Source organism: Vibrio rumoiensis 1S-45, assembly GCF_000286955.2.
GTDB classification, from domain to species: domain Bacteria; phylum Pseudomonadota; class Gammaproteobacteria; order Enterobacterales; family Vibrionaceae; genus Vibrio; species Vibrio rumoiensis_A.
Map to the genome: position 1 here is coordinate 1 of NZ_AJYK02000084.1, position 7,474 is coordinate 7,474.

4 protein-coding genes are annotated in these 7,474 nt (G+C 39.6%); 1 reads left to right on the forward strand and 3 read right to left on the reverse strand.

Going from position 1 to position 7,474, the window contains the following annotated elements:
• Positions 1 to 37: 37 nt before the first annotated feature.
• The 3 genes from A1QC_RS11850 to A1QC_RS11860 form a co-directional block, all read right to left on the reverse strand.
• Positions 38 to 1,801 carry a sodium:solute symporter family protein gene (locus A1QC_RS11850; protein WP_017026070.1) on the reverse strand — a complete coding sequence of 588 codons (1,764 nt, stop codon included), beginning with the start codon at positions 1,799 to 1,801 and terminating at the stop codon, positions 38 to 40.
• A gap of 318 nt (positions 1,802 to 2,119) precedes the next feature.
• Complete coding sequence (locus A1QC_RS11855; protein ID WP_017026071.1) at positions 2,120 to 4,120, reverse strand: heparinase II/III domain-containing protein; 2,001 nt, start codon at positions 4,118 to 4,120, stop codon at positions 2,120 to 2,122.
• A gap of 79 nt (positions 4,121 to 4,199) precedes the next feature.
• Complete coding sequence (locus A1QC_RS11860; protein WP_017026072.1) at positions 4,200 to 5,972, reverse strand: sodium:solute symporter family protein; 1,773 nt, start codon at positions 5,970 to 5,972, stop codon at positions 4,200 to 4,202.
• Positions 5,973 to 6,346: 374 nt separating this feature from the next.
• Here A1QC_RS11860 and A1QC_RS11865 point away from each other — a divergent pair.
• Positions 6,347 to 7,474, forward strand: a 1,128-nt coding sequence (locus tag A1QC_RS11865) for an alginate lyase family protein (protein ID WP_017026073.1), incomplete at its 3' end; no start/stop codon positions are given.

The window sequence follows — 7,474 nt, forward strand, 5'->3', positions numbered from 1 at the left end:
CAGTAATCACTACTGGCTGTTATTAATTTTGTGGTACTTAGTTAGAAATACCTACTAAATCTGAATCACCTACCTTGGCACTTTTCTTCAGTAAGTAACCAAATACTAAGATGGCAATAGCACAACCAAGGAACAGTGCACGGCCCCACATCGGATTTGGAATCAGTACCATAGCGGTCAAACCGTAACCCATGTAGCTCACAAGAGTACCTAATTTGTGACGTTGCATACGGTCAACTTCATCTTGGCCTTCTTCTGCAATGCACTCAGTATCAACATCTTCGAAGAATTCTTTCGTTTGCTGTACGTATGGATCTTTTTCTTCTTTGTAGAACAAGGTTGTTGCACAGAAGAAACCAGCAGTAATAAACAAGTGAGCCGCGATGGTAATCATAGTCTTAAAGTCTGAAGTTTCGCGACCTGTTAGTGAATCAATACCGAACCAACCAGCAACGAAGCTTGGAGTGAATACCGTTACTACTAGGTAAGAAACGAACATACCAACTATTACCGTTGCCCAAGGAGCCCATTTTGGTGTCTTACGGATAATGATACCCAAGAACAATGGTACTAGAATTGGTGATTGTAGTAGCGTTGCAACTTGCATCATTAAGTCGAATAAGCTTAGATGCTTCAATGAGTTGAAGAACTGAGCCATTAGAATCACTAAGATACCGTTAATGAGGCATGCTAATTGACCAGCGCGTAGCAGTTCTTTATCCGATGCTTGACCTTTACGAACTACTGTTGAGTAGAAACTACGTACAAAGATACCAGAGTTACGGTTAAGTGCTGAGTCCATAGAAGACATCGTTGCTGCGAACAGACCTGCCATTAATAAGCCAACAGTACCAATAGGCATTACTTCACGAGCGAATACTAGGTAAACTGCATCAGAAGCTTTAGCACCTAATTCAGGGTAAGCAGATGCTGCATCTGGGTAAAGGATTGCTGTTGCCCAAGGTGGGATAAACCAAACAACCGCACCAAAGAACATCATACAAAGCGCCATTAGAGCGGCTTTACTCGCATTCTTTGAATCTTTAGCGTTAAGGAAACGGTAAGACTCTTGCATGTTGTTGATACTTTGTAGCTGCTTCACTAGGAAGAATAAACAAGAGCCAACCAGTAGCATAGGGTAGTTCATGTCAGGGCCAATGAAGAATCCACCAGGGAACTCAGTAACAATTTCACCTGGGCCACCAACAACCACTAATGCAACAATCGCACAAGCAATTGAGATAACGGCAACTACTAATGTTTGAATGAAGTCAGACGCCACCACACCCCATGCACCACTGATTAGCGAGATAGCTAATACTGCTGCACCCGTTACGTAGATAGTGGTAATGATATCTGCATTAAATACCGCAGAAGCAAACACACCTAAGCCGTTTAACCAAACTCCTGCATTAATTACGCTTAGTGGAATGATTACCCAAGTGAAGAATTGCTCATTTACAGAGCCAAAGCGGCGGCGGACACCTTCAGTTGGAGTATCGACACGCATTTGGCGGAAGCGGCGAGCAAAGTAGAAGTAAGCAAAGACATAAGCCAGCATATTGCCGAAGAAAACAAATAAGATAGCGAAGCCATCCGTAAATGCTTTACCGGCTGCACCTGTGAAGGTCCATGCTGAGAATTGAGTCATAAAGGCAGTGGCACCAACCATCCACCAGAGCATTTTACCGCCCCCTCGGAAGTAGTCACTGGTACTGTTACTTGCCATTTTTTTGAATAACACACTGATAAGAATCATCAGTGCGAAATACCCGGCTATTACGAGGTAATCATAGTTCATAATCATCTTCCTGAAACATTGTTTTAATTTTTATAAATAATAATGTCTAAATAGAAGATAAACTGTGCGCAAAATCAAAACAAGGGTTCAATATTTTGAATCAGGGTTATAAGTGTGACATTAATCACTCTATGTTGGTTTGACATAGGTGGTGGGCAACACTTTAGAGTTTTTGGGGTTGCGTATTTATATATGAGCGACTATGCACGGTTTTTCACCTCAATTTATGTGGTTATGACAGTACCATTTACTTGACCATGAATGAGTGAAAATAAAATTTTTCTGATATGACAAGAGGTTATTCTTTAAGGGAGTAGTCTATACAATTTGAAGGGTTGAAGTAGTAAAATCGAAGCAATAGTTATTTTGACCATCATCGGTTCGTAATGTGAAATAAATCGCTTCGTTGGTTTGCCACTTTACATCAGAGATATCGGTTTCACCTGATAAATCATGTAATACCAGACTTGAGAAAAAAGGTTGCTTACTACGTATCGCTAGGTAGGCAATATCGCTGGTGGCCGGATTGTCTGGGCCATAGCCTGTTACTAACTGGCAAGGGCTATTAGTATGAACTTGCTGATGAAAATTAGGTTGTTGTGGAATTTTGTAACTAAGCCCACGCTCAATAACCTGATCGAGTTTGTGACAATTAGCTAGGCGATGTAAAGCGTGCTTAAAAGGAGATGCGATCGTTTTCCAATCTGAATTTAGGTTATGTGTGCCTCTTATTAAGTAGTGCAAGGCAATGTCATTCTTTTCGTTATTATGGACCGAGCTTATATCAATAACACAACCATGAACCCATATAATGGTACGTCGATACGAAATAGAACGATATGCGTCACTATCCCATTGAACAATGGTATGGCTATCTACATTCTCAACACTGGTCGTTGTCCAATCTGCTAGGGTATCAATAAGAGTAAAATGCTCAGTTTTTTCGTAATTCAATACCTTTGGGGTGTTGGGGGGTTGATTCGCCTCATTGACCACTAGCGTGTTATGGGTTGCGCTATTTTTATAATAATCATAATGCAAATTTGCTCCATAACCTGTCGTACCTAGATCAGGAAGAATTTCATACCCATGACGACATAAAATTAAATTAAGTCGGTCATAATGATCATGTTCACCACCAAAAGGGGCATGTTTTAACAACATGAAATGTCGGCTTTGAGATGAATACTCGGTGGTATAGCCACAATCTGGATGATGAGACGATTGGCATGAGAGGTTCTTTATCTGCTTTAGTGTCTCTACACCATAAAGTAGTGCTTCTAAATTATTTCGCTCTTCTTGGCTATAAATGTATTGCAACGCTTTGTGCAAGATTTCAAATGGGTATTCTCTGAATCCAAACTCAAATACTTCAGAATGGATGACTTGTTCTTGCCCCGCAATGCAGTCATTAAGTCGAGGTAAATTTCCGTTGCTCATAATTAAATTAAGCGGGAACTTTAACATTTTAAGTAAGTTAGGATTAATCGATAGTGAGTGCTGTGTTTTATAGGCGATTTTTTCGTAGGCGAGCAGTGATTGTAGGGCGTCATAGTGATAATGAATAGAACCTTCAAACCACATACCTTCACCAATACAGCCATGGTTAAGCTGATAATGTAAACCATAGTCTGAAATTAAGGCAAAACTGATATAGCGAGAATCATTTAAGATTAGGCCAATAATTCCAACGGCGGCGTTAATTTTGATCTCGTGGTTATGTAGCTGAGGAGTACGGTTTTGGATTAAAAATTCTGCCCCTTCTCTTAATAAGCTCGTTTCAATTTTTTCACGTTCAAACTCATAAATATCCTGACAGATAAAATCATAACCACGGGCAAAATTAATCATGCAATTAGCTTCACACAAGGTTTGTGCGTTGATTTTCCCTGGGCCGTTATAAGGAATATCACCATGAACTTCATAGTGAGGATAACGAATGGCGTATTCAAGTAGGATGGATTTTACTTTCTCTAAATAAATAGGTTCTTGGGTCAGTTGCCATAATAAGCCCAACTCATAGCAAGCCTTCGAATTGAGATCATTTAACCAGCGCCACCATGCACTGTTATAAGGTTCGCCAGTGAATACTTCGCCATCTATCGGGCAAGCGTGTTGAGTGGAGTTGTATCTATTCCATGTAAGTCTAACGCCGTGGTGTGGGCAGTAATAGTATAAATTCCAACTAGAACGAGCATCGGGCGGAACCAAGGTATCGCTGGTTAGAATGATGTCATTATCTTGTTTTAGCTTCTTAATAATTGATGAAGTGACGTGAGCTCGAATGTTCAAGATTTCTTCATCATTAAACTGCAACATATAGACCTCTGATAGAAAACGAATAATGGGCGACCTACAATGGCCGCCCTTATTATCTTAGGTTTAGCGTTTTAAATGCTTAAGAACTCGTCACTTTTGGTGCTTGGGTTTCTAACCCAATTTTGGCACTTTTTAGTAGTAACCAACCTACGGTGAATATTACTGCTCCACAGAATAGGAAAGCAATTCTTCCCCAAAATGGATTCGGAATTAATATCATTGCCGTGACCAATGCCCCAAAGATTAGAATCAATTTACCCAGCATGTTGCGTTGCTGACGGTCAACAATATCTTGTCCTTCGCTTTCAACCACTGGTGTATCCACATCTTGCCAGAATTCTTCGATTTCTTTTTGACGTTTAACTTCTGGTGCCTTGTAGAATTTAGTGGTTAGGCAGAAGAAACCACCCGTAATAAATAAGTGACCAATAACACCATTCATTACTTTAAGATCCGAAGCTTCTCGGCCTGTAAAACCATTTTCTAGGTTGAGCCACTGAGCAATAACTTCTGGAGTGATCACAAAACTCACGACATAAGATACCCCGATACCGACGACAAGTGTTGCCCATGCTGCCCAGTCTGGTGTTTTTCGAATGAAAATACCGAAGAATAAAGGTACTAAAATTGGCATTTGCAATAAGGTACTTACATACATCATGGCATCAAATAAGCTTAATCCTTTTAGTGAGTTGATGAATAACGCAACCATAATGATTAGTACACCAAACACGAGTGTCACAATTTGGCTAACACGCATTAATTTACGGTCAGTTGCTTTTTTATCAATGAATATTGAGTAGAAGTTACGTACGAATACCCCCGCATTTCGGTTTAATCCAGAATCCATTGACGACATCGTCGCTGCAAATACAGCTGCCATTAGTAGTCCAACCATGCCGGCCGGCATCACACGTTCTACGAAGACAAGATAAACAGCGTCGGCTGCTTTTTTGCCGAGTTCTGCTGAGTGAGCAAGCGCTGCATCAGGATATAGTACTGCCGTTGCCCAGGGCGGTAGGAACCAAATGATGGGACCAATTAGCATTAACACAAAGGCTAACAGCGCCGCTTTACGAGCATTGGTTGAATCTTTCGCGGTTAAAAATCGGTAAGAGTCATTCATGTTATTAATGTTTTGTAGTTGCTTAACAAACATGAAAATAAACCAACTAATAAACAGTAGGGGATAGTTCATACTATTGCCCATAATAGTATCAGCAGGGAATTGCTCAATTAAGTTAGATGGGCCACCTACTTTGACGATCGCGGCAACTGCACAAACTACGGTAACAGCCATGATGACGACCATTTGAACAAAGTCAGAAGCAACGACTCCCCATGAACCACCAATAAGGGATATGAAAAGCACAATTAACCCAGTAGCGATGATAGTCGTGGAGATATCGATTTTAAAAACTGCGCTGACAAAAAGGGCCAATCCATTTAACCAAATACCAGTGTAAACAATACTTGTTGGCATGGTTGCCCAAGTAAACACTTGCTCATTGGTTGCTCCAAAGCGACGTCTTACCCCTTCAATTGGAGTGACGGTACGAATTTGGCGAAAGCGGTATGAAAAGAACCACCAAGACAATAAGAATCCAAAAGCATTCGCCATAAAAATGACGAGGATTGGAAACCCATCGGTATAAGCTTTTCCCGCTGCTCCAGTGAAAGTCCAGGCGCTAAATTGTGTCATAAAGGCGGTAGAGCCTACCATCCACCAGAGCATCTTACCGCCCCCGCGAAAGTAATCACTGGTTGAGCTACCAGCTAATCGCTTAAATAAAAAGCCTATTATCACCATAAAGACGAAATATACGGCGACCACTAAGATGTCGATGTTCATTATGTTCTCCTAATTATTATTTTTTGATTCCTACCTTCAATCGAAATCTTTATGGAACTAGGAAGTTTGACGTACTTAGGTTTTTATTACGCGTGACAAAGATCACGCTGATAATTTCATTTTGTGATCAAAATATCTCTTTATTTTTGGCTACTCAGAGATTCCCTCTTTTTAGACTGTGGGGATGAGTAATTAAGGTTTATTTACTTGTAAGTGATTGATTTATTATTTTCTTATTATTTTTTAAGTGATAAATCTCACAAGTTTTTTCATCAAGAGTGATGAATGTCACGGTTTGTATTTGTTTGAGAATATTAAAAAAATTAGAGCGATTAAAAAGGGAAAACCACAGGGAAAACTCAAATGGAGTTCACATGAAGAAAGTAATGTTACCGTTAGCTTTATTAATACCTTGCTTAGCATTCAATGCTACTGCTAACTCAGATGTACGCTTTATTAGCTATGATGGAGAAAAATTAGCAGAAAATAAGCAGCAACTAGATAAATACTCATTAGCCATAGATGCGCTTATTTCATCGGCAGATAAAGCGTTGAAACGTAAAATTGATCCTGTAGTTAATAAGACTCTATTACCTGCAAGTGGTAATAAGCATGATTATTATAGCTTTGGTCCTTATTGGTGGCCAAACCCAGACACTAAAGATGGCCTTCCTTATATTAGGAAAGATGGTGTCTATAACATGGATACAAAAACATCAGCAACCGATAAGCAACGTATGATCACTTTTGCTAAGGACGTAAAGAACTTAGGTTTAGCGTATTACTTTACTGGTAAGGAACGTTATTCAGAGAAGGCAAAAGATCAACTAATAGCTTGGTTTGTCGATCCTGATACTCGAATGAATCCAAACTTACAATATGCTCAAGCGATCCCCGGTATTGTTGATGGTCGTGGCATTGGGATTATCGATAGTCGGCTTTTAATTGGAGTCATGGACTCGGTTGAGCTAATTAAACCAGAATTAAATGACGATGAGTATAACGCGATTGTAAAATGGTATACCGATTTTACCCATTGGTTAGTGACTAGTGATAACGGCTTTGAAGAAGACAATTGGCATAATAACCATGGAACTTGGTTTGATGCACAGGTGGTTGCTTTTTCAATTTTTACCAATCAAATAGACCAAGCAAAGCAACGTTTGAGAATTACTCAAATGCGACGTATTGGCAATCAGTTTGATATCGAAGGTAAGCAACACGCTGAATTAGAAAGAACCAAACCTTGGCACTATTCCAACTTTAATTTAGAGGCCTATAACTTATTGGGGCATTATGGTGAATTAGTCGGTGTGGATGTTTGGAATTATAGTGTTGATAAGCATTCATTAAAAAATGGTTATAAGTACGTTTCAAGTGCCATTATTAATCCAGAATCATGGACTTATAATGATAAAGAGAAAAAAGATATGAAAACGGCTTATATCAACATGTTAACTGCAAAAGATGTCTATAACGATAGTGAGTTTGATAAAGCAGTA

Bases quoted from the DNA above. Each gene is read 5' to 3' on its own strand.
- A1QC_RS11855 (WP_017026071.1), bottom strand. From the start codon at position 4,120: ATGTTGCAGTTTAATGATGAAGAAATCTTGAACATTCGAGCTCACGTC.
- A1QC_RS11860 (WP_017026072.1), bottom strand. From the start codon at position 5,972: ATGAACATCGACATCTTAGTGGTCGCCGTATATTTCGTCTTTATGGTG.
- A1QC_RS11850 (WP_017026070.1), bottom strand. From the start codon at position 1,801: ATGAACTATGATTACCTCGTAATAGCCGGGTATTTCGCACTGATGATT.